25 protein-coding genes are annotated in these 26232 nt (G+C 58.9%); 13 read left to right on the top strand and 12 right to left on the bottom strand.

Translation table 11 applies throughout. The features are described from left to right. Positions 1-20: 20 nt before the first annotated feature. From J0G10_RS05520 to J0G10_RS05545, 6 genes are all read right to left on the bottom strand, one after another. Complete coding sequence (locus J0G10_RS05520; protein ID WP_038357535.1) at positions 21-1514, bottom strand: RNA polymerase factor sigma-54; 1494 nt, start codon at positions 1512-1514, stop codon at positions 21-23. 187 nt (positions 1515-1701) lie between these two features. Then, the gene (lptB, locus tag J0G10_RS05525; protein ID WP_008085069.1) at positions 1702-2427 is read right to left on the bottom strand and encodes an LPS export ABC transporter ATP-binding protein; all 726 of its coding nucleotides are present in this window, start codon (positions 2425-2427) and stop codon (positions 1702-1704) included. Beyond that, positions 2427-2972, bottom strand: a complete 546-nt coding sequence (gene lptA / locus J0G10_RS05530) for a lipopolysaccharide transport periplasmic protein LptA (RefSeq protein ID WP_038357536.1) — start codon at positions 2970-2972, stop codon at positions 2427-2429. The genes lptB and lptA overlap by 1 nt, the downstream gene beginning before the upstream one ends. Then, positions 2959-3531, bottom strand: a complete 573-nt coding sequence (lptC, locus tag J0G10_RS05535) for an LPS export ABC transporter periplasmic protein LptC (RefSeq protein ID WP_038357537.1) — start codon at positions 3529-3531, stop codon at positions 2959-2961. The genes lptA and lptC overlap by 14 nt, the downstream gene beginning before the upstream one ends. 8 nt (positions 3532-3539) lie before the next feature. After that, positions 3540-4064 carry a KdsC family phosphatase gene (locus J0G10_RS05540; protein ID WP_095049755.1) on the bottom strand — a complete coding sequence of 175 codons (525 nt, stop codon included), beginning with the start codon at positions 4062-4064 and terminating at the stop codon, positions 3540-3542. Next, positions 4064-5038 (bottom strand): KpsF/GutQ family sugar-phosphate isomerase, encoded by a 975-nt coding sequence (locus J0G10_RS05545; protein WP_007912405.1) that lies wholly within the window; start codon positions 5036-5038, stop codon positions 4064-4066. Before J0G10_RS05545 ends, J0G10_RS05540 begins: the two co-directional genes overlap by 1 nt. 275 nt (positions 5039-5313) lie before the next feature. Here J0G10_RS05545 and J0G10_RS05550 point away from each other — a divergent pair, with 275 nt between their 5' ends. The 10 genes from J0G10_RS05550 (at position 5314) to hisC (ending at position 13270) form a co-directional block, all read left to right on the top strand. Further along, on the top strand, positions 5314-6123 hold the full coding sequence (locus tag J0G10_RS05550; RefSeq protein ID WP_007912403.1) for an ATP-binding cassette domain-containing protein: 810 nt from the start codon (positions 5314-5316) through the stop codon (positions 6121-6123). Then, positions 6123-6920, top strand: coding sequence for a lipid asymmetry maintenance ABC transporter permease subunit MlaE (gene mlaE / locus J0G10_RS05555; protein ID WP_064119368.1), 798 nt, complete (start codon positions 6123-6125; stop codon positions 6918-6920). Before J0G10_RS05550 ends, mlaE begins: the two co-directional genes overlap by 1 nt. After that, entirely contained in the window at positions 6920-7387 is a 468-nt protein-coding gene (mlaD, locus tag J0G10_RS05560; protein WP_007912400.1) for an outer membrane lipid asymmetry maintenance protein MlaD, read from the top strand. The genes mlaE and mlaD overlap by 1 nt, the downstream gene beginning before the upstream one ends. Positions 7388-7398: 11 nt before the next feature. Then, positions 7399-8046, top strand: coding sequence for an MlaC/ttg2D family ABC transporter substrate-binding protein (locus tag J0G10_RS05565; protein WP_220557859.1), 648 nt, complete (start codon positions 7399-7401; stop codon positions 8044-8046). Then, the gene (locus J0G10_RS05570; RefSeq protein ID WP_034154488.1) at positions 8043-8348 is read left to right on the top strand and encodes an STAS domain-containing protein; all 306 of its coding nucleotides are present in this window, start codon (positions 8043-8045) and stop codon (positions 8346-8348) included. The genes J0G10_RS05565 and J0G10_RS05570 overlap by 4 nt, the downstream gene beginning before the upstream one ends. Before the next feature lie 115 nt (positions 8349-8463). Continuing rightward, positions 8464-8703 (top strand): BolA family protein, encoded by a 240-nt coding sequence (locus J0G10_RS05575; RefSeq protein WP_008085051.1) that lies wholly within the window; start codon positions 8464-8466, stop codon positions 8701-8703. 22 nt (positions 8704-8725) lie between these two features. Further along, on the top strand, positions 8726-9991 hold the full coding sequence (gene murA, locus J0G10_RS05580) for a UDP-N-acetylglucosamine 1-carboxyvinyltransferase (protein ID WP_007912385.1): 1266 nt from the start codon (positions 8726-8728) through the stop codon (positions 9989-9991). A 124-nt stretch (positions 9992-10115) separates the two neighbouring features. Beyond that, positions 10116-10751 carry an ATP phosphoribosyltransferase gene (gene hisG, locus J0G10_RS05585; protein ID WP_007912384.1) on the top strand — a complete coding sequence of 212 codons (636 nt, stop codon included), beginning with the start codon at positions 10116-10118 and terminating at the stop codon, positions 10749-10751. Between the two features lie 125 nt (positions 10752-10876). Then, positions 10877-12214, top strand: coding sequence for a histidinol dehydrogenase (hisD, locus tag J0G10_RS05590; RefSeq protein ID WP_095049756.1), 1338 nt, complete (start codon positions 10877-10879; stop codon positions 12212-12214). A gap of 3 nt (positions 12215-12217) precedes the next feature. Beyond that, positions 12218-13270 (top strand): histidinol-phosphate transaminase, encoded by a 1053-nt coding sequence (gene hisC / locus J0G10_RS05595; RefSeq protein WP_220557868.1) that lies wholly within the window; start codon positions 12218-12220, stop codon positions 13268-13270. A gap of 353 nt (positions 13271-13623) precedes the next feature. Here the strand turns inward: hisC and J0G10_RS05600 are convergent, their stop codons facing one another. The 4 genes from J0G10_RS05600 to algW all read right to left on the bottom strand — a co-directional run bounded on the left by J0G10_RS05600 (position 13624) and on the right by algW (position 18968). Beyond that, positions 13624-14766, bottom strand: a complete 1143-nt coding sequence (locus tag J0G10_RS05600) for an IS481 family transposase (RefSeq protein ID WP_220556126.1) — start codon at positions 14764-14766, stop codon at positions 13624-13626. A 118-nt stretch (positions 14767-14884) separates the two neighbouring features. Next, a complete protein-coding gene (locus J0G10_RS05605) occupies positions 14885-15604 on the bottom strand; it encodes a DUF4198 domain-containing protein (protein ID WP_095049758.1) in 720 nt (239 codons plus the stop codon). Positions 15605-15616: 12 nt separating this feature from the next. Next, the gene (locus J0G10_RS05610) at positions 15617-17722 is read right to left on the bottom strand and encodes a TonB-dependent siderophore receptor (protein ID WP_095049759.1); all 2106 of its coding nucleotides are present in this window, start codon (positions 17720-17722) and stop codon (positions 15617-15619) included. 88 nt (positions 17723-17810) lie between these two features. Continuing rightward, a complete protein-coding gene (gene algW, locus J0G10_RS05615; RefSeq protein WP_038357545.1) occupies positions 17811-18968 on the bottom strand; it encodes a Do family serine endopeptidase AlgW in 1158 nt (385 codons plus the stop codon). 103 nt (positions 18969-19071) lie between these two features. Between algW and J0G10_RS05620 the strand changes: the two genes are divergently transcribed. From J0G10_RS05620 to cysN, 3 genes are all read left to right on the top strand, one after another. Continuing rightward, positions 19072-19830: a Nif3-like dinuclear metal center hexameric protein gene (locus J0G10_RS05620; RefSeq protein WP_095049760.1), complete on the top strand. Its 759-nt coding sequence runs from the start codon at positions 19072-19074 to the stop codon at positions 19828-19830. Between the two features lie 247 nt (positions 19831-20077). Beyond that, complete coding sequence (cysD, locus tag J0G10_RS05625; protein ID WP_007912374.1) at positions 20078-20995, top strand: sulfate adenylyltransferase subunit CysD; 918 nt, start codon at positions 20078-20080, stop codon at positions 20993-20995. 9 nt (positions 20996-21004) lie between these two features. Next, entirely contained in the window at positions 21005-22903 is a 1899-nt protein-coding gene (gene cysN / locus J0G10_RS05630) for a sulfate adenylyltransferase subunit CysN (RefSeq protein WP_095049761.1), read from the top strand. A gap of 302 nt (positions 22904-23205) precedes the next feature. Here cysN and J0G10_RS05635 read toward each other — a convergent pair whose 3' ends face one another. Continuing rightward, complete coding sequence (locus J0G10_RS05635; RefSeq protein WP_095125402.1) at positions 23206-24108, bottom strand: acyltransferase; 903 nt, start codon at positions 24106-24108, stop codon at positions 23206-23208. Continuing rightward, complete coding sequence (pta, locus tag J0G10_RS05640) at positions 24109-26208, bottom strand: phosphate acetyltransferase (RefSeq protein WP_095049764.1); 2100 nt, start codon at positions 26206-26208, stop codon at positions 24109-24111. Positions 26209-26232 lie beyond the last annotated feature (24 nt).

The following is a 26232-nucleotide window of genomic DNA, read 5'->3' on the forward strand; positions in this document are numbered from 1 at the left end:
CTGGAACGCTGTAACGTGGCTTACATCAACCGCTTGCGTTCGCTCGAAGGCGCGATCCCGAGGGATTCGCGGTACTTGGCGACGGTGCGGCGAGCCACCTGAATGCCTTGTGCCTCCAGTAAACCAGCGATCTTGCTGTCACTCAACGGCTTTTTCTGATTTTCCGCGGCAACCAGTTTTTTGATGATCGCGCGGATCGCCGTGGACGAGCATTCGCCGCCTTCGGAGGTGCTGACGTGGCTGGAGAAAAAATATTTCAGTTCATAAATACCGCGCGGGGTATGCATGAATTTCTGTGTGGTCACCCGGGAAATGGTCGATTCGTGCATGCCGACCGCTTCAGCGATGTCGTGCAGAACCAACGGCTTCATGGCTTCGTCGCCGTACTCCAGAAAACCGCGTTGATGCTCGACGATCTGGGTCGCTACTTTCATCAGGGTTTCGTTGCGGCTCTGCAGGCTCTTGATGAACCAGCGGGCTTCCTGCAACTGATTGCGCATGAAGGTGTTGTCGGCGCTGGTGTCGGCGCGACGGACGAAACCGGCGTACTGGGCGTTGACGCGCAGGCGCGGTACCGATTCCTGATTCAGCTCGACCAGCCAGCGCTCGTTGTCCTTGCGCACGATGACGTCAGGGACAACGTATTCGGCTTCAGTGGATTCGATTTGCGAGCCAGGGCGCGGATTGAGGCTTTGCACCAGTTCGATGACCTGGCGCAGCTCGTCTTCCTTGAGCTTCATGCGCCGCATCAACTGGCTGTAGTCGCGACTGCCGAGCAGGTCGATGTAATCGCTGACCAGACGTTTCGCTTCCGCCAGCCACGGCGTCTTGGCGGGTAGCTGACGCAATTGCAGCAGCAGGCATTCGCCAAGGTTGCGCGCGCCGATACCGGCCGGTTCGAATTGCTGGATGCGGTGCAGGACGGCTTCGATTTCATCGAGTTCGATGTCGAGTTCCGGATCGAACGCCTCGAGGATTTCCTCGAGGGTTTCGTCCAGGTAGCCCTGATTGTTGATGCAATCGATCAGGGTCACGGCGATCAGGCGATCGGTGTCGGACATCGGTGCCAGGTTCAGTTGCCACAGCAGGTGGCTTTGCAGGCTCTCGCCGGCGGACGTGCGGGTGGTGAAGTCCCATTCGTCGTCATCGCTGCTGGGCAGGCTGCTGGCGCTGGTCTGGTAGACGTCTTCCCAGGCGGTGTCGACCGGAAGTTCGTTGGGGATACGCTCGCTCCAGTCACCTTCCTCCAGGTTGTCCACCGTGGGCGCGGTTTCCTGATACGAGGGTTCCTGGATCTCGGTGTTGGGCTTCTGTTCGGCGTTGTCGGCCATGGGATCGGAATTGTCGAAGTCGTCGCCTTCTTCCTGGCGTTCGAGCATCGGATTGGATTCCAGAGCCTCCTGGATTTCCTGTTGCAGATCCAGGGTCGACAATTGGAGCAGGCGGATGGCCTGTTGCAGCTGCGGTGTCATCGTCAGCTGCTGGCCCATTCTCAAGACTAGCGATGGTTTCATGGCAGGGGCTTAACACCTTATTCGCCGGCGCTATGCGCCATCCACTACAGGGCGCCGGGGCGCCAAACTTAAGCAAATTATATGCCTGAAACTGAAGTGTTTGCCTAGAGCGCTGTAACAATTAAAGCGTATTAATTCCTGCTTGAATCGATACAGCGCCCGGGCGGCGCACCGGGCACTGTTACGCTTACAAGCGGAACTCGTGGCCCAGATACACTTCCTTGACCAGATCGTTGGCCAGGATGGTTTCTGCATCGCCTTCGGCGATCAGTTGACCATCGTTGACGATGTAAGCGGTTTCGCAGATGTCCAGCGTCTCACGGACGTTGTGGTCGGTGATCAATACACCGATGCCCTTGGCCTTGAGGTGGTGGATGATCTGCTTGATGTCGCCGACCGAGATCGGATCGACACCGGCGAACGGTTCGTCGAGCAGGATGAATTTCGGTGCCGTTGCCAATGCACGAGCGATTTCCACCCGGCGACGTTCACCACCGGACAGGCTCATGCCAAGGTTGTCGCGGATGTGGCTAATGTGGAATTCCTGCAGCAGGCTTTCCAGCTCCTTGCGACGGCCGGCCTTGTCGAGCTCCTGACGGGTCTCGAGGATGGCCATGATGTTGTCGGCCACCGACAGTTTGCGGAAGATCGACGCCTCTTGCGGCAGATAGCCAATACCGGCCTTGGCGCGACCGTGCATCGGCTGGTGGCTGACGTCCAGATCGTCGATCAGCACGCGACCCTGATCGGCCTGTACCAGGCCGACGATCATGTAGAAACACGTGGTCTTGCCGGCGCCGTTCGGGCCGAGCAGGCCGACGATCTGGCCGCTGTCGATCGACAGGCTGACGTCACGCACGACCTGGCGGCTTTTATAGGCCTTGGCCAGGTGCTGAGCTTTCAGAGTTGCCATTACTGGGTTTTCTCGTCGGTTTTCTTCTTCGGCTGGATCACCATGTCGATGCGCGGACGCGCCTCGGTGACCTTGCTGCCGGTAGCACGACCAGCGCTGGCCAGTTTCTTCACGGTGTCGTAGACGATTTTCTCGCCCTGAGTGACGTTGCCGTCTTTGTCGACGACCTTGGCCTTATCGATCAGCACGACGCGGTTTTGCTGGGCGTGGTATTGAATCGTCACGCCGTAGCCTTGAACCGGTTTGGTGTCGCCCTGGGTTTGCAGCTGCTCGAAATAAGCCAGGTTGCCCACGGAGGTCACTACGTCGATATCTCCATTCGGGGCGCGAGTCATGGTGACGGTGTTGCCTTTAACGATCATCGAACCTTGGGTGATGATCACATCACCTTTATAGGTGGCGATGCCGTTCTTGTCGTCCAGTTGGGCGTCGTCGGCCTGAATGCGGATAGGTTGCTGCTGATCGTTCGGCAGAGCCCAGGCGCTCACGCTTCCCAGTGCTGCGCCCAGACTGAGCAAAATAGGGAGGGTTTTAACGAGCCTCATACTGTCCTCTTACGTTCGATAGCAGGTGTATCCTGCTTTCCTTCAGGTACGCTTTCATTCCAACGCCAGTCGATACACCGCCAGCGCCGTCGATTCTAACGGGTTGCTCGGTCTGCGCATATTCCTGCTGCGGGAACACGGTCATGCGAGTGGAAGTGATCAGGATGTCACGCTTCTTTTCATCGGTGCGCGCAACGCGTACCGAATCGATCAGTTCGACTTCGGTGCCGCCTGAGTTCACTTCACCGCGCTCACTGGTCACGTGCCACGGGAATTCTGTTCCGCGATACATGTTCAGGTCGGGTTTGGTCACGAGCGTGACGTCGGTTGCCTTAACGTGCTCGGCTTTTTCGGACGTCATTTCATACTGCACCTTGCCATCCGGCAGGTATTGCAGGGTATGCGTGTTGGTTGCATACCAGTCGATAGGCGTTTCAACCGAGGTGACCGGTGGTTTGTCGAGAAAGCGTTCCGGGCTGATATTCCAATAGCCGACCGCTGCGAAAATCGCAGCGATGCAGCCAAACAGCAGGAAGTTACGAAATTTTTTGCTGAACATGGTTTGGCTCACAGGTACGCGGCGTTGGCCGCATCGAGGCGGCCCTGGGCGCGCAGGATCAATTCGCAGAATTCGCGGGCGGCGCCTTCGCCACCACGGGCCCGGGTTACGCCATGGGCGTGTTCGCGGACGAAATCGGCGGCGTTGGCTACGGCCATGCCCAGACCAACACGGCGAATCACCGGAAGGTCGGGCAGATCGTCACCGAGGTAGGCGACTTCTTCATAGCTTAGGCCCAGTTGCGCAAGCAGGCCGTCGAGCACGACCAGTTTGTCTTCACGGCCCTGAAACAGGTGGGGAATCCCCAGGTTTTTCGCTCGACGTTCAACGACGGGTGTCTTGCGACCGCTGATGATAGCGGTCTGCACGCCGGCGTTCATCAGCATTTTGATGCCTTGACCGTCGAGGGTGTTGAAGGTCTTGAACTCGCTGCCGTCTTCAAGGAAGTACAGGCGACCGTCGGTGAGGACGCCGTCGACGTCGAAAACCGCCAGTTTGATCGCTTTGCCGCGTTGCAGCAGATCGTTGCTCATTACATGACTCCTGCGCGCAGCAGATCGGAGAGGTTGAAGGCGCCGACCGGGCGATCTTCCTCGTCTACGACTACCAATGCGTTGATTCGGTGATCTTCCATGATTTTCAGGGCTTCGGCGGCCAGCATTTCCGGGCGGGCAGTCTTGCCGTGGGCCGTCATTACCTGGTCGATGGTGGCGCTGCGGATGTCGATGCTGCGATCCAGCGTGCGGCGCAAGTCGCCGTCGGTGAAGATCCCGGCGAGTTTGCCGTCGGTTTCAAGGATGACGGTCATGCCCAGACCTTTACGAGTCATTTCCATCAATGCGTCTTTGAGCAGCGTGCCGCGTTGGACTTGCGGCAACTCTTGTCCGGCGTGCATGACGTTTTCCACTTTCAGCAGCAGGCGACGGCCGAGGGCGCCACCCGGGTGCGAGAAAGCGAAATCTTCGGCGGTGAAGCCGCGTGCTTCCAGCAGTGCCACGGCCAGTGCATCGCCCATGACCAGTGCTGCGGTCGTCGACGAGGTCGGTGCCAGGTTCAGCGGGCAGGCTTCATGCTCGACATGAACATTGAGATTGACCTCGGCAGCCTTGGCCAGCGGCGATTGCGGGTTGCCGGTGACGCTGATCAACTGGATGCCCAGACGTTTGATCAACGGCAGCAGGGTTACGATTTCATTGGTCGAGCCGGAGTTCGACAGGGCCAGAATCACATCGTCACGAGTGATCATGCCCATGTCGCCATGACTGGCTTCGGCCGGGTGGACAAAAAAGGCTGGGGTGCCGGTGCTGGCCAGGGTGGCGGCAATCTTGTTGCCGATGTGCCCGGACTTGCCCATGCCGACCACGACTACACGGCCTTTACTGGCCAGAATCATCTCGCAAGCGCGTACGAAATCGGCGTCGATATGGGGCAACAAGCCTTGTACGGCTTCCACTTCGAGTTGGATGGTGCGTTGTGCCGATTGAATCAGGTCGCTGGATTGGCTCATGTCAGAAATCGTATAGCCCGATGAAAAGGCGGCGATTATAGCGGTTATGTTGCAAAGCCTCACGCAAGTTCGTCGTGCTTTGTCATTACTCGTTACCAAAACCCGGGAAAAGAGCCTGCGCACCTGTCATATCGCCGAACGCAGGCTGGTACAAGCCTTGGGCGCGTAGCCTTTGCAGTGATATAGTTCGCCGCCAGTTCGGCCTGCCCGGGATGTACGTACTTTTTAAGTAAAGACAGGCGTCCGAGTGAGAGGCTGCATCGCAAGGAGTTTAGATGAGTGCCGATAACGCCTACGCGGTCGAGCTGAAGGGAGTCTCCTTCAAGCGCGGTGCGCGCAGCATTTTCAATAACGTCGATATTCGCATACCGCGCGGCAAGGTCACCGGCATCATGGGACCTTCCGGGTGTGGCAAGACCACGCTGCTGCGATTGATGGGGGCACAACTGCGCCCTGCCAGCGGCGAAGTCTGGGTCAACGGCCAGAATCTGCCTGCGCTTTCGCGCAGTGATCTGTTCGATGCGCGAAAGCACATGGGTGTGCTGTTTCAAAGCGGCGCGCTGTTCACCGATCTCGATGTTTTCGAGAACGTGGCTTTCCCCCTGCGTGTTCATACCGATTTGCCGGAAGAAATGATCCGCGACATCGTCCTGCTCAAATTGCAGGCGGTCGGTCTGCGCGGTGCCATCGAGTTGATGCCGGATGAACTGTCCGGTGGCATGAAGCGCCGCGTCGCACTGGCGCGAGCGATTGCGCTCGATCCGCAGATCCTCATGTACGACGAACCGTTCGTCGGGCAGGACCCGATCGCCATGGGCGTGCTGGTCCGTCTGATTCGCCTGCTCAACGACGCGCTGGGGATCACCAGTATCGTGGTGTCCCACGATCTGGCCGAAACCGCGAGCATTGCCGACTACATCTATGTCGTCGGTGATGGTCAGGTGCTGGGGCAGGGTACGCCGGACGAGTTGATGAACTCGGACGAGCCGCGTATCCGTCAGTTCATGACCGGCGATCCCGATGGCCCGGTGCCGTACCATTTTCCAGCGACGGATTACCGCGCAGATCTTCTGGGGAAGCGCTGATGCGCAGAATTTCATTAATAGAACGCGTACGCCGGTTCGGCGAGTCTGCGATCGACGCCGTCGCGGTGTTCGGTCGTGCGACGCTGTTCCTGTTTCATGCCTTGCTGGGGCGTGGTGGTATCAGCGGCGGTTTTGGTCTGTTGGTCAAACAGTTGCACTCGGTCGGCGTGATGTCGCTGGTGATCATCGTCGTTTCGGGTATTTTCATCGGCATGGTGCTGGCGCTGCAGGGCTTCAGCATTCTGTCGAGCTACGGTTCGGAGCAGGCCGTGGGGCAGATGGTTGCGCTGACCTTGCTGCGTGAGCTGGGGCCGGTGGTGACTGCGCTGTTGTTTGCCGGTCGTGCCGGTTCGGCACTGACCGCCGAGATCGGCAACATGAAGTCCACCGAACAGCTGTCCAGCCTGGAAATGATCGGTGTCGATCCGCTCAAGTACATCATTGCCCCGCGCCTGTGGGCCGGCTTCATTTCCCTGCCGGTGCTGGCGATGATTTTCAGCGTGGTAGGCATCTGGGGCGGCTCGTGGGTGGCCGTCGACTGGCTGGGTGTGTATGAAGGCTCTTATTGGGCGAACATGCAGAACAGCGTGAATTTCACCAGTGATGTGCTCAATGGCGTGATCAAAAGTATTGTTTTCGCCTTTGTAGTGACCTGGATTGCCGTATTCCAAGGCTATGACTGTGAGCCCACTTCCGAGGGTATCAGTCGTGCTACCACCAAGACCGTGGTGTTTGCCTCGCTGGCAGTGCTCGGCCTGGACTTTATTCTGACCGCTTTGATGTTTGGAGATTTCTGATGCAAAACCGCACCCTGGAAATCGGTGTCGGCCTGTTCCTGCTGGCAGGGATCCTGGCTTTGTTGCTGCTTGCTTTGCGGGTCAGTGGTCTGTCTCCGACGTCGACCACCGACACCTATAAACTTTATGCCTACTTTGACAATATTGCCGGTTTGACGGTCAGAGCCAAAGTGACCATGGCCGGTGTAACTATCGGCAAGGTCACGGCGATCGATCTGGATCGCGACAGCTTCACCGGTCGGGTCACTCTGCAAGTGGATAAAAAGGTCGACAATCTTCCGACCGACTCCACAGCGTCTATCCTGACCGCTGGTCTGCTGGGCGAGAAGTACATCGGTATCAGCGTCGGCGGGGAAGACAAACCGTTAAAGGATGGTGGAACCATCCATGACACGCAGTCGTCACTGGTACTGGAAGACCTTATCGGTAAATTCCTGCTCAATACCGTTAGCAAAGACGCCAAATGAGGAGCTTTTGAATGATCTCTATCTTGCGACGCAGCCTGTTGGTGCTGTTGGCGGCCTTACCGTTGATGGGTAACGCCGTGGCTGCTGCGACTTCGGCACATGATCTGGTGCAGGACACCACCACCCGGTTGCTGGCCGACCTGGCTGCCAACAAAGAGAAATACAAGCAGGACCCGACGGATTTCTACAAGGCGCTCAACGACATCGTCGGGCCAGTGGTGGATGCCGAAGGCATTTCCAAGAGCATCATGACGGTCAAGTACTCGCGCAAGGCCACGCCTGCGCAGATGCAGACCTTCCAGGAAAACTTCAAGAAAGGCCTGTTCCAGTTCTACGGCAACGCTTTGCTTGAGTACAACAACCAGGGCATCACCGTTGACCCTGCCAAGGACGAATCGGGCGATCGCACCAGCGTAAACATGACCGTCAAGGGCAGCAGCGGCGCAATCTATCCTGTGCAGTACACGCTGGAGAAGATCAACGGCGAGTGGAAACTGCGCAACGTGATCATCAACGGCATCAACATCGGCAAACTGTTCCGCGATCAGTTCGCCGACGCGATGCAGCGCAATGGCAACGATCTGGACAAGACCATCAATGGTTGGGCCGGGGAAGTGGCCAAGGCCAAAGAAGCCACCGAAAAGAACCCCGCGCAATGAATGAGGCCGCAGTTCGTATGAGTGATGTCGACGAGCTTCTGCTTAGCGGAGTGCTGGACTATCGCACCGGCGCTGACCTGCGCAAGCAAGGCCAGGCGCTGATCAAGTCCAGCAAGGCCTCTTCGCTGGTGATCGATTGCTCGGCGGTGAAGAAGTCCAGCAGCGTCGGTTTATCGTTGCTGCTGTGCTTCATGCGCGATGCGAATGCGGCCGGCAAGGCTGTCAGCATCCGTGCGATGCCCGAAGATATGCGCGAAATTGCTCAGGTCAGTGAACTGACCGAACTGTTGGCGCACCCCTGAACCCACATCTATAAAGAAGCCCCCCGTCAGAGTCCTGCCATGCGGGGTTCGCAGGCGCGGGGCTTTTTTGTATGATGTCCGACCCGTGCGCACAGGGCGCCGATTGAGGTTGAGCATGCAGGCCGTAGAAGTGAAGAGCTTCCTTGAAGGAAAGCTGCCCGGAACGTTGGTAGAAGTTGAGGGCGAAGGCTGCAATTTCCAGCTGAACGTGATTAGCGATGAACTGGCGGCGTTGAGCCCGGTGAAGCGTCAGCAGCAGGTCTATGCCCATTTGAACCCATGGATCACCGATGGCAGCATCCATGCGGTCACTATGAAATTTTTCAGCAGCGCGGCCTGGGCCGAGCGCACCTGAGCCTAAGGGCGTCGAGATTCTTATGGATAAATTGATTATTACCGGTGGCGCTCGTCTTGATGGCGAGATCCGCATTTCCGGCGCAAAAAACTCCGCCCTGCCGATCCTGGCCGCCACCCTGCTGTGCGATGGCCCGGTGACCGTTGGCAACCTGCCGCACCTGCACGACATCACCACCATGATCGAGCTGTTCGGTCGCATGGGCATCGAGCCGGTGATCGACGAAAAACTCAGCGTCGAAATCGACCCGCGCACCATCAAGACCCTGATCGCCCCGTACGAACTGGTGAAAACCATGCGTGCGTCGATCCTGGTACTGGGCCCGATGGTTGCTCGTTTCGGTGAAGCCGAAGTCGCACTGCCTGGCGGTTGCGCCATCGGTTCGCGTCCGGTCGACCTGCACATCCGTGGCCTCGAAGCCATGGGCGCGGTTATCGACGTCGAAGGCGGCTACATCAAGGCCAAGGCGCCTGAAGGTGGCCTGCGCGGTGCACACTTCTTCTTCGATACCGTCAGTGTGACCGGTACCGAGAACATCATGATGGCCGCTGCTCTGGCCAAGGGCCGCAGCGTGTTGCAGAACGCTGCTCGCGAGCCTGAAGTGGTCGACCTGGCGAACTTCCTCAACGCCATGGGCGCCAAGGTGTCCGGCGCTGGTACTGACACCATCACCATTGATGGCGTCGAGCGTCTGGGTTCGGCTTTCTATAAGGTCATGCCTGACCGTATCGAAACCGGCACTTACCTGGTCGCCGCTGCCGTGACCGGCGGTCGCGTCAAGGTCAAGGACACCGATCCGACCATCCTCGAAGCCGTTCTGGAAAAACTCCGTGAAGCCGGCGCAGAAATCACCTGCGGTGAAGACTGGATCGAGCTGAACATGCACGGCAAGCGTCCGAAAGCCGTCAACGTGCGCACCGCGCCGTACCCGGCGTTTCCGACTGACATGCAAGCGCAGTTCATCTCGCTCAACGCCATTGCCGAAGGCACCGGTGCCGTGATCGAGACGATCTTCGAAAACCGTTTCATGCACGTGTACGAACTGCACCGCATGGGTGCCAAGATCCAGGTCGAAGGCAATACCGCCATCGTCACCGGTACTGAAGTTCTGAAAGGCGCGCCAGTGATGGCGACCGACCTGCGTGCTTCGGCCAGCCTGGTAATCTCGGCACTGGTTGCCGAAGGCGACACGCTGATCGACCGCATCTACCACATAGACCGTGGTTACGAGTGCATCGAAGAAAAACTGCAGATGCTGGGCGCCAAGATCCGTCGCGTTCCGGGCTGATTGCTGCATTGGGACACAGGGACGTGTCCACTGATTTTAAGAGTCGAGCCGGTTTCCGGCTCGATGTATGTCCGGCGCCGATTGCGACCGGACATGAGTACCTTGATAAGGACTGACGTTTCCCATGTTGACCATCGCACTGTCCAAGGGCCGCATCCTTGACGACACCCTGCCGCTTCTTGCCGAAGCGGGCATCGTGCCGACCGAGAATCCGGACAAGAGCCGCAAGCTGATCATTCCCACGACCCAGGACGACGTTCGTCTGCTGATCGTGCGCGCCACCGATGTGCCGACCTATGTCGAGCATGGCGCGGCCGACCTTGGCGTTGCCGGTAAAGACGTGTTGATGGAATACACCGGCCAGGGTCTGTACGAGCCACTGGATCTGCAGATCGCCCAGTGCAAGCTGATGACCGCCGGCAAGATCGGCGCGCCGGAGCCAAAAGGCCGTCTGCGCGTGGCGACCAAATTCGTCAATGTGGCCAAGCGTTACTACGCCGAGCAGGGCCGTCAGGTCGACATCATCAAGCTCTACGGCTCAATGGAGCTGGCGCCACTGATCGGTCTGGCCGACAAGATCATCGACGTGGTCGACACCGGCAACACCCTGCGCGCCAACGGCCTGGAACCTCAGGAACTGATCGCCACGATCAGCTCGCGCCTGGTGGTCAACAAGGCTTCGATGAAAATGCAACACGCCAGAATCCAGGCGTTGATCGATACCCTGCGCAACGCAGTGGAATCGCGACACCGCGGCTGATTCACCTGCGCGACGTTAAGTCGCGCCCGTCTATCCGCCTCATAGCCAGAATCTCAGGTGCCCAAGCGGAAACGACTGCTAAGTTAGGGCGCCTGAGTTTTTGCCATTCCTATGAGGCTCTCGCTATGACCGCACCGACTGCAATTCGCCGACTCAACGCTGCTGACCCGGATTTCGCGCATCATCTGGATCATCTGCTGAGCTGGGAAAGTGTGTCTGACGACTCGGTCAATCAGCGCGTGCTGGACATCATCAAGGCTGTGCGCGAACGCGGCGACGCGGCGCTGGTCGAGTTCACCCAAAAGTTTGATGGCCTTGAAGTCGCTTCGATGGCTGACCTGATCCTGCCGCGTGAGCGTCTGGAACTGGCTTTGACCCGCATCACCGTGCCCCAGCGCGAAGCCCTGGAAAAAGCCGCGGCCCGTGTGCGCAGCTACCACGAAAAACAGAAGCAGGATTCCTGGAGCTACACCGAAGCTGACGGCACTGTACTGGGCCAGAAGGTCACGCCGCTGGATCGCGCAGGCCTGTACGTGCCGGGTGGCAAGGCGTCGTACCCGTCGTCGGTGCTGATGAACGCGATTCCGGCCAAGGTCGCCGGCGTGACCGAAGTGGTCATGGTCGTGCCGACCCCGCGTGGTGAAATCAATGAACTGGTGCTGGCGGCCGCATGCATCGCTGGCGTCGACCGGGTGTTCACCATCGGTGGTGCGCAAGCCGTCGCTGCGTTGGCCTACGGCACCGAAAGTGTTCCGCAAGTCGACAAAGTCGTTGGCCCGGGCAACATCTATGTCGCCACTGCCAAGCGTCACGTGTTCGGTCAGGTCGGCATCGACATGATTGCCGGCCCTTCGGAGATCCTCGTGGTGTGCGACGGCCAGACCGATCCGGACTGGATCGCCATGGACTTGTTCTCGCAAGCCGAGCACGACGAAGACGCCCAGGCGATTCTGGTCAGCCCGGATGCCGAATTCCTCGACAAGGTCGCTGCGAGCATCGACAAGCTGCTGCCGACCATGGATCGCTCCACCATCATCCAAACCTCGATCAATGGTCGTGGTGCGTTGATTCACGTGAAGGACATGGCCCAAGCCATCGAAGTCGCCAATCGCATTGCACCGGAGCACCTGGAATTGTCGGTCGCCGATCCGCAAGCCTGGCTGCCGCAGATCCGCCACGCCGGTGCGATCTTCATGGGCCGTCACACCTCCGAAGCGTTGGGCGATTACTGCGCTGGCCCGAACCACGTGTTGCCGACCTCGGGCACCGCGCGGTTTTCTTCGCCGCTGGGCGTATACGACTTCCAGAAGCGTTCGTCGATCATCTTCTGCTCGGAGGCCGGAGCTTCCGAACTGGGTAAAACTGCATCGGTGCTGGCCCGTGGCGAGTCGCTGAGCGCCCACGCGCGCAGTGCTGAATACCGCATCAAAGACGAAGACTTTCTAAAAGGGCAGGGGAACTGAGCGATGAGTAAATTCTGGAGCCCGTTCGTCAAGGATCTGGTGCCCTACGTGCCGGGCGAACAACCGAAGCTGACCAAACTGGTCAAGCTCAACACCAATGAAAACCCGTACGGCCCGTCGCCAAAAGCCTTGGCAGCGATGCAGACCGAACTGAATGACAACCTGCGTCTGTACCCGGACCCGAACAGCGACCTGCTGAAAACCGCCGTCGCCCAGTATTACGGTGTGCAGAGCAATCAGGTTTTCCTCGGCAACGGTTCGGACGAAGTGCTCGCGCACATCTTCCACGGTCTGCTGCAACACGATCAGCCACTGCTGTTCCCAGACATCAGCTACAGCTTCTATCCGGTTTACTGCGGTTTGTACGGCATCGAGTTTGATGCGGTGCCGCTGGACGCGCAGTTCCAGATCGATCCGGCCGACTACGCCAAGCCGAATGGCGGGATCATCTTCCCTAACCCGAACGCGCCAACCGGCTGCCTGCTGGCACTGGACGCGGTTGAGCAGATCCTCAAGGCCAGCCCGGATTCGGTGGTCGTGGTGGACGAGGCGTATATAGACTTCGGCGGCGAAACCGCGATCAGTCTGGTGGACCGTTATCCGAACCTGCTGGTGACGCAGACCTTGTCCAAGTCGCGCTCTTTGGCGGGTTTGCGCGTTGGTCTGGCGGTCGGCCATCCCGATCTCATCGAGGCGCTGGAGCGGATCAAGAACAGCTTCAACTCCTATCCGCTGGATCGTCTGGCTATTGTCGGTGCGGCAGCGGCGTTCGAAGATCGTGAGTATTTCGAAAAGACTTGCCGTCTGGTCATCGAGAGCCGTGAGTGGGTGATTGCACAGTTGCAGGCCAAGGGGTTTGAAGTGCTGCCGTCGGCGGCGAACTTCATTTTCGCTCGGCACCCGCAGCATGATGCGGCGGGGCTGGCGGCCAAGCTGCGTGAGCAGGGCGTGATCGTGCGGCACTTCAAGCAGGAGCGGATTGCGCAGTTCCTGCGGATTTCGATTGGCACGCCGGAGCAGAATCAGGCGTTGATCGATGGCCTCGGCGACCTATAAAAGCAAAAGCCCCTCACCCTAGCCCTCTCCCAGAGGGAGAGGGGACTGATTGGGGGATGCTGTTGAATTGCACCGACCTGATGCTGCTTTCCCGAATCCATAATCGACTCGGTCTTTCAGGTCGATGTACCTCACAAGATCCCCTCACCCTAACCCTCTCCCAAAGGGAGAGGTGACTGATTGGGGGATGCTGTTGAATTGCACCGACCTGATGCTGCTTTACCGAATCCATAATCGACTCGGTCTTTCAGGTCGATGTACTTCGCAAGACAACTCGGTCGGCTCCCTCTCCCTCCGGGAGTGTATGTACCGGAGACATGGTGGACACATGTTCGGAGACATGGTGGACGGTTTTAGATCTTCTTACCTGCCGTAACGATCTGCAAGTTCAAGTCGATTCGGGCGATACGATGTCTACTCCAGTAGACATCGTGGATGCCGTCCTCCGTCGTTTCCCTGATAGCCACTGACCTCCCGTAAAATGCCTTTCCAACTGTGTATTCACGATTGCCCCAGTAGATCTCGCCCTTCACCTGAACCTTCCTGACCACATCCCCATCATCGTACTCAGGCGCCGCCGGTTGCTCCTGATATTCCCGCGGGCTACTACTGTAGCGAGTAGCAGGAACCTGCATGCCCAGTGCTTGATGCGGGCGCTTCTGGTTGTAAATCTCACGCCAGATATCAAACGCCCGTTGCGCATCGTCCAGATCGATGAAGAGCTGGCCTTGCAGGACTTCCCTTTTCAGGCTGCGGTGGAAGCGCTCCAGCTTTCCCTGGGTTTGCGGGTGATAAGGTCGGGAGTGGCCGACCTTGATGCCCTGGCTCATCAGCCAGACCTCCAGTGCGGTATAAACACCTGTCTGATCACCCCATGGCGAACCGTTGTCCATCGTCATGCGTAAAGGCAGGCCGAAACGCCGAAAGGTCCTGATTAGATGCTCCTGAACGGTTTGGCGCTGCTCATTAATGCATGCCGCGATGCACAGCGAAAACCGTGAATGATCGTCCAATATCGTCAACGGATGGCAACGCCCCTGAGCCAGGCTGATATGTCCCTTGAAGTCCATCTGCCAAAGATCGTTGGGCGCTTCATGCTCGAACCGGATAAACGGTTTGATCTCAGCGGCCTTTGGATCAACGCGCGAATGACGCTGTAAAACCGCATGCACGGTACTGACCGAAGGCATCACTTTGCCGTCGTCTTCCAGCACACGCTTGAGCTTGCGAGCGCCCCAAGCGGCGTACTCCTGACTCACGGTCAGAATCTGCTGCTCAACATCGTCAGCGCAACGTTTGGGTGATGTCTTTGGTTGTCGAGACTGATCGATCAATCCCTCTGCACCTGAGGTCTCAAACCTGTTGAGCCATTTGTAGGCAGTGCTTGGGCTGATATTGAATCGACGGCAAAGCTGCCGAACATTGGCCCCTTCTTGCCGAGCCAACAGCACGAATTCTGAACGAAGCTGCACGGTGGACACCTCTTCCCAAGACACAGGCCATCTCCTTCGCGATGAGCAATGTGTCTATTAAAATGTGTCCACCATGTCTCCGAACACCTGTCCACCATGTCTCCGGTACATACAGGGAGAGGGCTGGGGTGAGGGTGGGTTTTTATTCGTGATGCGGTTCGCCGAGGAAGGTCAGTGAGGTGAACAAGCCGCGGCTATCCACATCTGCGCTGCCTTTCACCGGCACCTCGACCTGCGCCGCAATCACATTCAACCCTTCATTCCTCACCAACACCTGCGCCCGACCATCCTTGTCAGTCTCGGTGCTCAACGTGTTCGGTGCACTGCGATAATCGCCAATCAACTTCACCCCCGCCGCCGGTTTGCCATCGAGCAGCACCCGCACCGGCAATGACTTGCCCGGCCCCACGGTGAGCGGATCAACCTCCGGAAGAATCAGCAATTTGATCTGATCCAGTTTTGGCAACTTCGCTCCCGGCTGATAAATCGCCAGGCTGTATTTGAACGTCTGCGTCGCTTCGACAGCGCCCGGCACTTTGCTCCGGCCTTCGTTGACCCACTTTTTGTCAGCAGTCTGCGACCACATGCCGTTGTTCAGCGCCACGGCCAGGACGGCCGGAGCTTTCAGTGGTTTCAGTCGTGCGTGATCCGTCAGGCGCTCGACGCTCACCGGAATCATCTTGCCGCTCGCGTTGTAAGCCCACGCGCCGCTGATCTTCTGCGCCTTGAACGCGTTGTCCTCAGCGCCATGACCGTAGACCACTTCGATGTTGCCACGACGTTGTTCGGTCCACAGGCCATGGGCCGATACCTGACCGGCGAACAGCGCGGCGATAAGCACAAGGGATTTGCCGTATTGCATGGTGACGTCCTTTTACAGGTTGAGAGTCAGGCTGACGGTGAAATTGCGCGGCTCACCGGGGTTGACCCAGTAGTTGCTGTAGGAGCGCTCGTAATACTTCTCGTCGAAGAGGTTGTTCAGGTTCAGGCCGACAGTGACGTTGTCGCTGGCCTTGTAATGCGCGAGCAGGTCGACGGTGTGATACGCCGGCAATTTGAAGTCGCTGCCGGATTCTCCCGAGCGATCGCCGACGTAGGTGAACGCTGCACCGACGTCCGAACCACGCAAATGGCCGTCCTGAAATTCGTAAACACCGAGTAGGCTGCCGCTACGCTTGGCCACGCCGAGGATGCGGCTGCCGGTGGAAATCACCGCGTCGCCCTTGGTCACTTCGGCGTCGATGTAGGCGAAGGCGCCGATGACTCGCACCGCATCGGTGACTTGCCCGGTGACCTGCCAATCGAAGCCGCGACTGCGTGCCTTGCCCATGGCGCGGCTGGTGTCGGTGGCCGGGTCGAGGGCGAGAACGTTTTCTTTGTCGATGTGGAAGAAGGCGAGGGTGCTGCTCAGGCGTTCGTCGAACAGTTCGTTCTTGATGCCGATTTCGTAGCCGACGCCTTCTTCCGGGTCGAAGGATTTGCCGGCGGCGTCGAGGCCATTGTTCGGTTTGAACGAGGTCGAGGCGTTGGCGAACAACCCGGTTTCCGGCGTCAGTTGATAGAGCAGGCCGACCCGCTGGGTGAGCGCGTCGTGACGTTGATTACTGGTGGCGTTGCGGCTGTGATCGTCGATGTGCTGATCGAAATGCTCGAAGCGCGCGCCGACCATCCCGCGCAGTTTGTCGGTGAAGACGATCTGGTCTTGCAGGTTCAGTGCATGACTTTCGACCTGTTCGAAGAAGTCAGTACCCGAACGCGCGCCGTTGGGTTTCGGCTGGCCGTAGATCGGCTTGTAGATGTCGAGGGCGTAGGGGCCGCCAGCAATAGTGGTGACGCGCTCGTTCTTGCGGAAGTTTTCGTACTCGGTGCCAATCAGCAATTCGTGTTGCCACGGGCCGAGATCGAACAGACCGCGCAGTTCCAGTTGGGTGATGCTGTCGTGCCAGTTCGTGTCGCGCTCGCGATAGCGGCGGTTGACGGTGTGGCCGTTGGCGTTCAATGGACGACTTTCCGAAGCATCGCCCCAGAGTTTGCCTTCCTTGTAATGACTGGCCAGACGCAGCTTCCAGCTGTCGTTGAGGTGATGTTCCAGCGTGGCCTGAAGCAGATTGTTGTGGTTATCGATGTTTCCGTCGTTGGGTTCGCCAAGGAAAGTCGAGCGCGAAACACCGCTCCATTTATTGTTGGGCGCGACGATGCCGCGATCAAAGGTCGAGCTGTGACGAACGATTTCGCTTTCCACCAGCAGCGACGTGTCCGGGTTCAATTGCCAGCTGATCGAGGGCGCGACGAATACGCGCTGGCTGTCGACGTGATCGCGAAAACTGTTGTTGTCCTCAACCGCGAGGTTGATTCGCGACAGCACATCACCCTCATCATCCAGCGGTGTGTTGACGTCCAGCGCGGTGCGATAGCGATCCCAACTGCCGGCGCTGGTTTGCAGAGTGGTGAAGGCTTCGGGCTGCGGTTTTTTGGTGACGATGTTCACCGTGCCGCCGGGATCGCCTCGACCATACAGACTGGCGGCGGGGCCTTTGAGTACTTCGATGCGCTCGATATTCGCCGCGTCCGGCGTGCTCGGATAACCCCGGTTGGCGCTGAAGCCGTCCTTGTAGAACTCCGACGTGGTGAAGCCGCGCACGCTGTATTCGTACAGCGTCAGGCCGCCGAAGTTGTTTTGCTTGGATACGCCACCGGCAAAATCCAGCGCGCGCTCGACACTGGTGCTGCCCAGATCCTTGAGCACGCTGGCGGGCACTACGCTGATCGCCTGCGGTATATCGCGGATCGCGGTGTCGGTTTTGGTTGCGCTGGATGAGCGTGTGGCGCGATAGCCCTTGACCGGGCCGGTCGGCGATTCGTAGTCGGAGATGACGCTGATGGCGTCGAGTTCAAGCGGCTTGGGTTCTTCGGCGAAGGCTGGATCGACCAGCAAGCCAAGGCTCAGACCGAGCAGGGAGGCCTTTGTTCGAGACGACATGTTATATTGTTCCAATTCTTAGAATTGAAACAATATAACATGCCTGTTGAGAATGTCTTTTATTCGCGCGGCTGGCGCGAAAAAAGTTTTATTCTTCTTTTTCTTTCACCGGCGCCGGTGGCGGACGCAGGCCGATTTCTGCGGTGAGCTTCAGTTCTTTGCCGTTGCGCATCACCTGGATCGTCACTTTGTCGGTCGGTTTGATCCGCGCAACCTGGTTCATCGAACGACGGCCATCTCCGGCCGGCTCGCCATCGATGCTCAGAATCACATCACCCAGTTGCAGGCCAGCCTTCTGCGCCGGGCCATCGCGGAAAATCCCCGCCACAACAATCCCCGGACGCCCGGACAAGCCGAACGACTCGGCCAGTTCCTGGGTCAGCGGCTGCACCTCGATGCCCAGCCAGCCACGAATTACCTGACCGTGCTCGATGATCGACTTCATCACTTCCATTGCCAGCTTCACTGGAATCGCAAAGCCGATGCCTTGCGAGCCGCCGGACTTGGAAAAGATCGCCGTGTTGATGCCGGTGAGGTTGCCATTGGCGTCGACCAGCGCACCGCCGGAGTTACCCGGGTTGATCGCCGCGTCGGTCTGGATGAAGTCTTCGTAGTTGTTCAGGCCCAACTGGTTACGCCCGGTGGCGCTGATGATGCCCATGGTCACGGTCTGGCCAACGCCGAACGGGTTGCCGATGGCCAATGCAACGTCGCCGATGCGAATGTTGTCGGAGCGGCCGACAGTGATGGCCGGCAGGGTTTTCAGATCGATTTTCAACACCGCGAGATCGGTTTCCGGGTCGCTGCCGATGACGCGGGCGAGGGTTTCGCGGCCATCTTTCAGGGCGACCACAATCTGATCCGCGCCGCTGGTCACGTGATTGTTGGTCAGAATGTAGCCTTCCGGGCTCATGATCACGCCGGAACCGAGGCTTGATTCCATGCGTTTCTGCTTTGGCGAGTTGTCACCGAAGAAGCGCCGAAACTGCGGATCCTCAAACAGCGGATGCGCCGGTTTGTTGATGACTTTGGTGGTGTAGAGGTTGACCACCGAAGGCGCGGCAATGGTCACCGCGTCGGCATAGGACACCGGGCCCTGTTGCACGCTGGTGGTTTGCGGGGCCTGTTGCAGGTTGACGTCGAGGCTCGGAAGCCCGACCCACTGCGGGTAACGCTGAATAATCAACAGAGCGATAAGCACACCGGCCAACAACGGCCAGCCGAAAAAACGCAGCGCCTTGAGCATTAAGCACGTCCTGGAAAAGTTGCAGGCGGGGTCAGACCGCCCATAATGTCGCGCATTATACGAGGCCGCGCGCGCCTCTGAACGGGATATTTAGGAGTCTTTCATGGCCGTTGCCCTCAGCACCCTCGTCGAAGAAGCCGACCGTTACCTCAGCAGCTCGAAAATTGCCGATTATTGCCCCAACGGCTTGCAGGTCGAAGGCCGGCCGCAAGTGATGCGCATCGTCAGCGGCGTCACCGCCAGTCAGGCGTTGCTGGATGCCGCCGTCGAAGCCGAGGCGGATCTGGTGCTGGTGCACCACGGTTACTTCTGGAAGGGCGAGAACCCGTGCATCACTGGCATGAAGCAGCGTCGACTGAAGACATTGCTCAAGCACGACATCAGTCTGCTCGCTTACCATTTGCCGCTGGATCTGCATCCTGATGTCGGCAACAACGTGCAACTGGCGCGTCAACTGGACATCACTGTGGAAGGGCCGCTGGACCCGGATAATCTGAAAATCGTTGGTCTGGTCGGGTCTTTGAAAGAACCGATGACCGCACGCGATTTCGCCCGCAAGGTGCAAGAAGTCATGGGTCGCGAACCTTTGCTGATAGAAGGTAATCCGATGATCCGTCGGGTTGGCTGGTGCACCGGTGGCGGTCAGGGCTATATCGATCAGGCCGTCGCGGCAGGCGTTGATCTGTACCTGAGCGGAGAAGCCTCCGAGCAGACCTTCCACAGCGCCCGCGAGAACGACATCAGCTTCATCGCCGCCGGCCACCACGCCACCGAACGCTACGGCGTACAGGCCCTGGGTGACTATCTGGCAAAACGCTTTGCTGTCGAACACATCTTCATCGACTGCCCCAACCCGATCTGATCATCACCTCTCCCCTGTGTAGGAGCTGCCGAAGGCTGCGATCTTTTGATCTTGTTTTTTAAAAGATCAGATCAAAAGATCGCAGCCTTCGGCAGCTCCTACACGGGATCGTCGCCCAAACGAGTGGGCATATTCATATGCCCTTTCGATCTAGCTGGCGTCCTGATTAGAAGAAGGTCGCTGTGCTAGGATTCCCCGCTCGAACACGGCCCGCTGGCCGTTCATAAGAAAGTTTTCGTGAGTAGCCATGGTCGACAAACTGACGCATCTGAAACAGCTGGAGGCGGAAAGCATCCACATCATCCGCGAGGTGGCCGCCGAGTTCGATAACCCGGTGATGCTGTACTCCATCGGTAAAGACTCCGCCGTGATGCTGCACCTGGCACGCAAGGCGTTCTTCCCGGGCAAACTGCCGTTTCCGGTGATGCACGTCGACACCCGCTGGAAATTCCAGGAGATGTACAAGTTCCGCGACAAGATGGTCGAAGAACTGGGCCTGGACCTGATCACCCACATCAACCCCGATGGCGTGGCGCAGAACATCAACCCGTTCACCCACGGCAGCGCCAAGCACACCGACATCATGAAGACCGAGGGCCTGAAACAGGCACTCGACAAGCATGGTTTCGACGCAGCCTTCGGCGGCGCCCGTCGCGATGAAGAGAAATCCCGTGCCAAAGAGCGCGTGTACTCGTTCCGCGACAGCAAGCACCGCTGGGACCCGAAAAACCAGCGTCCAGAGCTGTGGAACGTCTACAACGGCAAGGTCAACAAGGGCGAATCCATTCGTGTGTTCCCTCTGTCGAACTGGACCGAACTGGACATCTGGCAGTACATCTACCTCGAAGGCATCCCGATTGTGCCGCTGTACTTCGCCGCTGAACGCGAAGTGATCGAGAAGAACGGCACGTTGATCATGATCGACGACGAGCGCATCCTCGAGCACCTGTCCGACGAAGACAAAGCGCGCATCGTCAAAAAGAAAGTGCGTTTCCGTACCCTTGGCTGCTACCCGTTGACGGGCGCCGTGGAGTCCGAGGCCGAAAGCCTCACGGACATCATTCAAGAAATGCTCCTGACGCGAACTTCCGAGCGCCAGGGCCGAGTCATCGACCACGATGGCGCCGGCTCGATGGAAGATAAAAAACGTCAAGGCTATTTCTAAGGGGCTGTCATGTCGCACGTATCTGATTTGATCAGCGAGGACATCCTCGCCTACCTGGGCCAGCACGAACGTAAAGAGCTGCTGCGCTTTTTGACTTGCGGTAACGTCGATGACGGCAAGAGCACCCTGATCGGGCGCCTGCTGCACGACTCGAAGATGATCTACGAAGATCACCTCGAAGCGATCACCCGCGACTCGAAGAAAGTCGGCACCACCGGTGACGACATCGATCTGGCGTTGCTGGTCGACGGCCTGCAGGCCGAGCGCGAGCAGGGCATCACCATCGATGTCGCCTACCGCTATTTCTCCACCGCCAAACGCAAATTCATCATCGCCGACACCCCCGGCCATGAGCAGTACACCCGCAACATGGCCACCGGTGCGTCCACCTGTGACCTGGCGATCATTCTGGTCGACGCGCGTTACGGCGTGCAGACCCAGACCCGTCGCCACAGCTTCATTGCGTCCTTGCTGGGGATCAAACACATCGTCGTCGCCATCAACAAGATGGACCTGAAAGACTTCGATGAAGGCGTGTTCGAGTCGATCAAGGCTGACTACCTGAAGTTCGCCGAAGGCTTGAAGATGAAGCCGACCAGCATGCACTTCGTGCCGATGTCTGCCCTCAAGGGCGACAACGTGGTGAACAAGTCCGAGCGCTCGCCGTGGTACACCGGCCAGTCGCTGATGGAAATCCTCGAGACCGTGGAAGTGGCGGGCGATCGCAACTTCACCGATCTGCGCTTCCCGGTGCAGTACGTCAACCGTCCGAACCTCAACTTCCGTGGTTTCGCTGGCACCCTGGCCAGCGGCATCGTGCACAAGGGTGACGAAGTCGTGGTGCTGCCGTCGGGCAAAAGCAGTCGGGTGAAATCCATCGTCACCTTCGAAGGTGAATTGGAACACGCCGGTCCAGGTCAGGCCGTAACGCTGACCATGGAAGACGAAATCGACATCTCCCGTGGCGACCTGTTGGTGCATGCCGACAACGTGCCGCCGGTCACCGACAGCTTCGAAGCGATGCTGGTGTGGATGGCTGAAGAGCCGATGCTGCCGGGCAAGAAATACGACATCAAACGCGCCACCAGCTACGTGCCGGGCTCGATTGCCAGCATCGTCAACAAGGTCGACGTGAACACGTTGGAAGAAGGCCCGGCGAGCGCGTTGCAGCTCAACGAAATCGGCAAGGTGAAGATTGCGCTCGACGCGCCGATCGCCCTCGACGGTTACGAAAGCAACCGCACCACCGGCGCGTTCATCGTCATCGATCGCTTGACCAACGGCACCGTCGGCGCCGGCATGATCGTCGCGCAACCGGTGACGCATGGCACTGCCACGCATCACGGCAAACTGGCGCACGTGGCCACTGAAGAACGCGCCCAGCGCTTCGGCCAGCAACCGGCGACCGTGCTGTTCAGCGGCCTGTCGGGCGCGGGCAAGAGCACGCTGGCTTACGCCGTCGAGCGCAAGTTGTTCGACATGGGGCGTGCGGTGTTTGTACTGGATGGTCAGAACCTGCGTCATGACTTGAACAAAGGTCTGCCACAGGATCGCGCCGGGCGTACCGAAAACTGGCGTCGTGCCGCGCACGTCGCGCGTCAGTTCAACGAAGCCGGTTTGCTGACGTTGGCGGCGTTCGTCGCGCCAAGCGCTGAAGGTCGCGAGCAGGCCAAGGATCTGATCGGCAAGGATCGTCTGCTGACGGTCTACGTGCAGGCCTCGCCGGCTGTCTGCGCCGAGCGTGATCCGCAAGGTCTGTATGCCGCCGCTGGCGACAACATCCCGGGCGAATCCTTCCCGTACGACGTGCCGCTGGATGCCGATCTGGTGATCGACACGCAGACGCTGAGTCTGGAAGACAGCGTCAAGCAAGTGCTGGATCTGCTGCGCAAGCGTGGCGCGATCTAAGCGTTAGCGACAAACAAAAAGCCCGCCGATGAGCAATCATCGGCGGGCTTTTTTATTGGGGCCAACTCGGTCCATTGTAGGAGTGAGCCTGCTCGCGATAGCGGTGGATCAGCCACCAACAATGTTGAATGACACACCGCTATCGCGAGCAGGCTCACTCCTACAGGGGGTTAGTGTTTGCCCGGATATTTCGTGATCGTTCCCACGCTCTGCGTGGGAATGCAGCCCGGGACGCTCCGCGTCCCATCTAAAGCGGACGCAGAGCGTCCAGTGAGGCATTCCCACGAGGAGCGTGGGAACGATCATACGGAAGGATATTCGCGGTGCATCTGTTCGAGCAGCGCATCCTTGTCCAGCCACAGCTGATTGATCCAGCCTTGGAACTGCAGGCGATATTCACCGTCCTGATCGTAGTTCTTGTCAATGAACTGCTGCGGAATCTTCAGCTCTTCAAAGTGCACCACCACATCGCGCACATTACCGCAGAGCAAATCCCAGAACCCCGGACGCCCGGCCGGGTAGTGGATCGTCACGTTGACGATCGACTCCAGCTGTTCGCCCATTGCATCCAGCACAAAGGCGATCCCGCCAGCCTTGGGCTTGAGCAAATATTTGAACGGCGACTGCTGCTGCGCATGTTTGCCTTCGGTGAAGCGTGTGCCTTCGACGAAGTTGAAAATCCCCACCGGGTTATTGCGAAATTTCGCACACGTCTTGCGGGTGGTTTCGAGGTCTTTGCCTTTCTTCTCCGGATGCTTGGTCAGATACGCCTTGGAGTAGCGCTTCATGAACGGAAAGCCCAGCGCCCACCACGCCAGACCGATCACCGGCACCCAGATCAGCTCCTGTTTGAGGAAGAATTTCAACGGTTGGATCTTTCGGTTGAGCACGTATTGCAGCACCAGAATATCCACCCAGCTCTGATGATTGCTGGTGATCAGGTACGAGTGTTGGTAATCGAGTCCTTGCAGACCGCTGAGGTGCCAGCGTGTACGCCGAACCAGATTCATCCAGCCCTTGTTGTTGCTGATCCACGCTTCGTGGGTGTGGCTCATCAGCCACAGCGAGGCGCGTCGGGCGAGGTCGAATGGCAGCACTTTGATCAGCGCCACGCAAAACAGAAACGAGCACAGCAGAATCGTATTGAGTGCTAACAGCAGCGAAGCGATCACGCCGCGCACGGGTGCAGGTAGAAAGTCCAGCATTTACACATCCATAGGTCGGTTGGCGGCTTGAATCGCGGTGAGGGCGATGGTGTAGACGATGTCATCGACCTGCGCGCCACGCGGCAAATCGTTCACCGGTTTGCGCAGGCCCTGCAGCATCGGGCCGAGGCTGACGCAATCGGCGCTGCGTTGCACGGCTTTGTGCGTGGTGTTGCCGGTGTTCAGATCGGGGAAGACGAACACCGTGGCGCGACCAGCCACCTGACTGTTTGGCGCCAGTTGCCGGGCGACGTCTGCGTTGGCGGCAGCGTCGTATTGCAGCGGGCCGTCGATCAGCAGCGAGTGCTGTTGTTCGTGGGCGAGCAGGGTGGCCTCGCGGACTTTCTCGACCTCTTCGCCGGTGGCCGATTCGCCGCTGGAGTAACTGATCATTGCCACGCGCGGGGTGATGCCGAAGGCCGCTGCCGAGTCGGCGCTTTGCAGGGCAATCTCGGCCAGTTCGGTGGCACTCGGGTGCGGGTTCATCACGCAGTCGCCGTAAACCAGCACTTCCTCAGGGAAGAGCATGAAGAACACCGACGACACCAGCGTGCAGCCCGGCGCAGTCTTGATCAACTGAAGGGCCGGGCGAATGGTGTTGGCAGTGGTGTTGATCACGCCCGAGACCAGGCCGTCGACCTCGTCCAGCGCCAGCATCATGGTGCCGATCACTACGGTGTCTTCCAGTTGCTGTTCGGCCATCGGCGCGTTGAGGCTTTTAGTCTTGCGCAAGGCAACCATCGGTTCGACATAGCGCTCGCGGATCAGGTCAGGATCGAGGATCTCCAGGCCCGGCGGCAACACGATGCCTTGGGCGCGGGCCACGGCTTCGACATCTTCCGGTTTGGCGAGTAACACGCAGCGGGCGATGCCGCGTTCCTGACAGATTGCCGCCGCTTGCACGGTGAACGGCTCACTGCCTTCAGGCAGGACGATGCGCTTGTTCGCCGCTTGCGCACGCTGGATCAACTGATAGCGGAATACTGCTGGCGACAGGCGCATTTCCCGTGGCGTGCCACAGCGCTGGTGCAGCCATTTGGCATCGAGATGACTGGCGACGAAATCGGTGATGATCTCCGCACGCTCGCGGTCGTCGATCGGGATTTCCTTGTTCAGACCGTTGAGCAGGTTGGCGGTGTCGTAGGAACCGGTGCTCACCGACAGCACCGGCAAACCGGCCTGCAACGCACCACGGCACAGATCCATGATGCGCGGATCGGGCAGGGTGTCGCTGGTCAGCAGCAGGCCGGCCAGCGGCACGCCGTTGATCGCGGCCAGACTGACGGCGAGGATGATGTCGTCGCGATCGCCCGGCGTCACCACCAACACGCCGGGCTTGAGCAGCTCGACGGTGTTGCGCATGGTCCGCGCGCAGATGATGATTTTGGTCATCCGGCGGGTTTCGTAATCACCGGCATTAAGCACTTGTGCACCCATCAGGTCGGCAACATCACGGGTACGTGGTGCGTTGAGTTCCGGCTGATAGGGAATGCAGCCGAGCAGGCGGAAATCACCGCTGCGCAGCAACGGCGAATGCTCCTTCAGGCGCGCAGCGAAGGCGTCCATGCTCTCTTCGGTCTTGACCTTGTTGAGGATCACCCCGAGGACTTTCGGGTCTTTCGGGCCGCCAAACAATTGCGCCTGCAATTCGACACGGCCGGAGAGTTCGGCGAGCACTTCGTTTTCCGGTGCCGAGACCAGAATCACCTCGGCATCCAGGCTCTTGGCCAAGTGCAGATTGACCCGTGCGGCATAACTGGCGCTGCGGGTCGGCACCATGCCTTCGACGACCAGCACGTCTTTGCCAATAGCTGCTTGCTGATACAGCGTGATGATTTCTTCGAGCAGCTCATCGAGCTGACCGTCGCCGAGCATCCGCTCGACGTGCGCCAGGCCCAACGGTTGTGGCGGTTTCAACCCGTGGGTGCGCGCCACCAGTTCGGTGGAACGCTCGGGGCCGGTGTCACCCGGATGCGGCTGCGCAATCGGTTTGAAGAAACCGACTTTCAGCCCGGCGCGCTCAAGCGTGCGCACCAGCCCGAGGCTGATGGAGGTCAGACCCACACCAAAATCGGTGGGCGCGATAAAAAAAGTTTGCATGCGAATTCTCTAAAGTTGCATGGC

This window comes from Pseudomonas germanica, from assembly GCF_019614655.1.
In the GTDB taxonomy this organism is placed as follows: Bacteria; Pseudomonadota; Gammaproteobacteria; order Pseudomonadales; family Pseudomonadaceae; genus Aquipseudomonas; species Aquipseudomonas neuropathica.

Bases quoted from the DNA above. Each gene is read 5' to 3' on its own strand.
- J0G10_RS05520 (WP_038357535.1), bottom strand. From the start codon at position 1,514: ATGAAACCATCGCTAGTCTTGAGAATGGGCCAGCAGCTGACGATGACA.
- hisD (WP_095049756.1), top strand. From the start codon at position 10,877: ATGACCGCACCGACTGCAATTCGCCGACTCAACGCTGCTGACCCGGAT.
- lptC (WP_038357537.1), bottom strand. From the start codon at position 3,531: ATGTTCAGCAAAAAATTTCGTAACTTCCTGCTGTTTGGCTGCATCGCT.
- J0G10_RS05550 (WP_007912403.1), top strand. From the start codon at position 5,314: ATGAGTGCCGATAACGCCTACGCGGTCGAGCTGAAGGGAGTCTCCTTC.
- J0G10_RS05565 (WP_220557859.1), top strand. From the start codon at position 7,399: ATGATCTCTATCTTGCGACGCAGCCTGTTGGTGCTGTTGGCGGCCTTA.
- J0G10_RS05620 (WP_095049760.1), top strand. From the start codon at position 19,072: ATGGCCGTTGCCCTCAGCACCCTCGTCGAAGAAGCCGACCGTTACCTC.
- cysD (WP_007912374.1), top strand. From the start codon at position 20,078: ATGGTCGACAAACTGACGCATCTGAAACAGCTGGAGGCGGAAAGCATC.
- J0G10_RS05635 (WP_095125402.1), bottom strand. From the start codon at position 24,108: ATGCTGGACTTTCTACCTGCACCCGTGCGCGGCGTGATCGCTTCGCTG.
- J0G10_RS05570 (WP_034154488.1), top strand. From the start codon at position 8,043: ATGAATGAGGCCGCAGTTCGTATGAGTGATGTCGACGAGCTTCTGCTT.
- J0G10_RS05545 (WP_007912405.1), bottom strand. From the start codon at position 5,038: ATGAGCCAATCCAGCGACCTGATTCAATCGGCACAACGCACCATCCAA.
- J0G10_RS05540 (WP_095049755.1), bottom strand. From the start codon at position 4,064: ATGAGCAACGATCTGCTGCAACGCGGCAAAGCGATCAAACTGGCGGTT.
- murA (WP_007912385.1), top strand. From the start codon at position 8,726: ATGGATAAATTGATTATTACCGGTGGCGCTCGTCTTGATGGCGAGATC.
- mlaE (WP_064119368.1), top strand. From the start codon at position 6,123: ATGCGCAGAATTTCATTAATAGAACGCGTACGCCGGTTCGGCGAGTCT.
- algW (WP_038357545.1), bottom strand. From the start codon at position 18,968: ATGCTCAAGGCGCTGCGTTTTTTCGGCTGGCCGTTGTTGGCCGGTGTG.
- lptB (WP_008085069.1), bottom strand. From the start codon at position 2,427: ATGGCAACTCTGAAAGCTCAGCACCTGGCCAAGGCCTATAAAAGCCGC.
- J0G10_RS05605 (WP_095049758.1), bottom strand. From the start codon at position 15,604: ATGCAATACGGCAAATCCCTTGTGCTTATCGCCGCGCTGTTCGCCGGT.
- lptA (WP_038357536.1), bottom strand. From the start codon at position 2,972: ATGAGGCTCGTTAAAACCCTCCCTATTTTGCTCAGTCTGGGCGCAGCA.
- hisC (WP_220557868.1), top strand. From the start codon at position 12,218: ATGAGTAAATTCTGGAGCCCGTTCGTCAAGGATCTGGTGCCCTACGTG.
- cysN (WP_095049761.1), top strand. From the start codon at position 21,005: ATGTCGCACGTATCTGATTTGATCAGCGAGGACATCCTCGCCTACCTG.
- hisG (WP_007912384.1), top strand. From the start codon at position 10,116: ATGTTGACCATCGCACTGTCCAAGGGCCGCATCCTTGACGACACCCTG.
- J0G10_RS05575 (WP_008085051.1), top strand. From the start codon at position 8,464: ATGCAGGCCGTAGAAGTGAAGAGCTTCCTTGAAGGAAAGCTGCCCGGA.
- pta (WP_095049764.1), bottom strand. From the start codon at position 26,208: ATGCAAACTTTTTTTATCGCGCCCACCGATTTTGGTGTGGGTCTGACC.
- mlaD (WP_007912400.1), top strand. From the start codon at position 6,920: ATGCAAAACCGCACCCTGGAAATCGGTGTCGGCCTGTTCCTGCTGGCA.
- J0G10_RS05610 (WP_095049759.1), bottom strand. From the start codon at position 17,722: ATGTCGTCTCGAACAAAGGCCTCCCTGCTCGGTCTGAGCCTTGGCTTG.